Genomic DNA, 2119 nt, shown 5'->3' on the forward strand with positions numbered 1-2119 from the left:
GATTCCATTGTATAAATTCTCTTTCAAAATTACACAATTCCCCTTAAGAAATCTTGCACTAAAATATATAATTATGTTAAAATTAAGCTTTACTTTCTAAAACTTTAAGAAATTACAAGGACATTAAAATGAAAAATCCTCTATTTAAATTTTTCTTTAGTGGAATCCTCACAACTTTTATGTTACTTTTTAATGCTTGTTCAGCTTTAAACCCAAATCCTAGCATCAATAGCTCACTTACTCCCCCAAAGAACATTCGTGTATTAAGTGATATTAATACCAATGCTTTTGAATGGACTTCCGTGCAAGACCCAGAAGTCGCAGGTTATTATATTTATCGTAAAAAAGCACAAGAGCAAAATTTCAGCAAAATTGCCACATTAGATTCGCGTTTTATCACACATTATGCAGATAATAAACTAGATGCTAATACCGAATATACTTATCAATTTGCTTCGTTTGATAAGCAAAAAAATGTCTCTCCTTTTTCTGAAACTATCAGCGCAAAAACACATTCTATCAATGCTGTAAGCTATGTAGAGGCTATTAGCAACTATCCAAGAAAGGTAAAAATTATTTGGAATCCTCATCAAGATACGCGCGTAAATGGCTATATTGTTGAGCGCAAAGACAAAAATGGAAATTGGCAAGAAATTGGCAAGATTCAAAATCGCCTGCTTGTAGAATATTTGGACACCAAATTAGACGATGGCACAACCTATGAATATCAAATTCTTGCCTACAACGCCAATGGCTCACGCTCACTTCCCTCTAAAAGGGTTCAAGCTACCACCAAGCCCAAACCTGTGCAAATCACTAATTTTAAGGCAACAAATAATATTCCAAAACAAATCAATTTAAGTTGGAATTTACACAAAAACCCTGAAGTAACTTCTTATAAGATTCTGCGCTCTGGCTTTATTTCTAGCTTTTATACTACGATTGCCACGCTTCCTAGCAACACAGATTCGTATCAAGATTTGATAGGCAAAGATGGCGAACAATATAGTTACAAAATCATTGCTGCCGACAAAGATGGGATTGACAGCTTAGAAACAGGACCCATTAGCGGTTCAACGCTTGCGATTCCTAATGCACCAAATATCACCTATGCACGCATTGAAAATGGTTCTGTTGTACTTAAATGGAATCCCACTGATAATCGCGCCACAGAATATATTGTTTATAAAAAAGATTCCTTATTTTTTGGAGAAACTTTGCGTTACAATAAAGTCCTCACAACGGAATTTATTGACAAAGAAGTTAAGGCGGGCGAAAAATATTATTATCGTGTCAGTGCAATAGATAAGAATGGATTAGAATCCAAAACATCTCAAGAAGTTGTGCTTTCTCTACCTAAATAAGACGACAATGCCACATTTTAAAACTGCACAACTTAAACTCCCCAATCTTCCCTCAAAAGTTACACATTCTTTAGGGGAATTTTGTTTTATGCAAGTGTTTCACTCAACACAAAATCCTCATTTTTCTTTGTTGCAAGTTTATTTCATTCCTAAAGATTCCAAAGAAAAAATCAAAAAATTTTTCCTAGAAATCAAAACGCGCCTGAAAGCCCCCCATAAAACCAAAGAAACTATTGTTCATTTGGATAAAAATTCGCGTATTTCTCCTATTGAAATTATCAAAAGTGCATTAAAAATTTTAATGGATTTTCAAGATTCTATTCTCTCGCACAATTTAAATGGTAAAAGTCAAGCATTAGAGTGCAAACTTCCATTCATTAGAGAAATTGAGGATTTTTTGGATTTTGAAAATCTTTTAAAAACTTTTGCAAGGGAATCTCAAGTATCTAAAAACACAAATTTTCTACCAAAAGTTTGGCTAGAAATCGGTTTTGGTAGTGGGAGGCATTTGTTACATAATGCCAAAAATTATCCAGAGATTCTGCACATTGGTTTAGAGATTCACTCTCCCTCATTGGAACAAGTAGCACGTCAAATTGGGCTTTTAGGGCTTAAAAATATTTTGATTCTTAGCTATGATGCGCGGATTTTTTTAGAAATTTTACCCTCCAACACTTTGGATAAAATCTTTGTGCATTTCCCTGTACCTTGGGACAAACAACCGCATCGTAGAATCCTAAGCCATACTTTTTTAA

Annotated in this window: 1 protein-coding gene and 1 pseudogene; both read left to right on the forward strand. The window is 34.1% G+C overall.

Going from position 1 to position 2119, the window contains the following annotated elements:
* The first annotated feature begins 128 nt into the window (after positions 1 to 128).
* Positions 129 to 1364 (forward strand): hypothetical protein, encoded by a 1236-nt coding sequence (locus tag Q1553_RS00640; RefSeq protein WP_297577862.1) that lies wholly within the window; start codon positions 129 to 131, stop codon positions 1362 to 1364.
* Between the two features lie 7 nt (positions 1365 to 1371).
* Positions 1372 to 2119, forward strand: a pseudogene (locus Q1553_RS00645) (tRNA (guanosine(46)-N7)-methyltransferase TrmB); the annotation flags it as partial.

This window comes from Helicobacter sp. UBA3407, from assembly GCF_949747025.1.
GTDB lineage: Bacteria > Campylobacterota > Campylobacteria > Campylobacterales > Helicobacteraceae > Helicobacter_D > Helicobacter_D ganmani.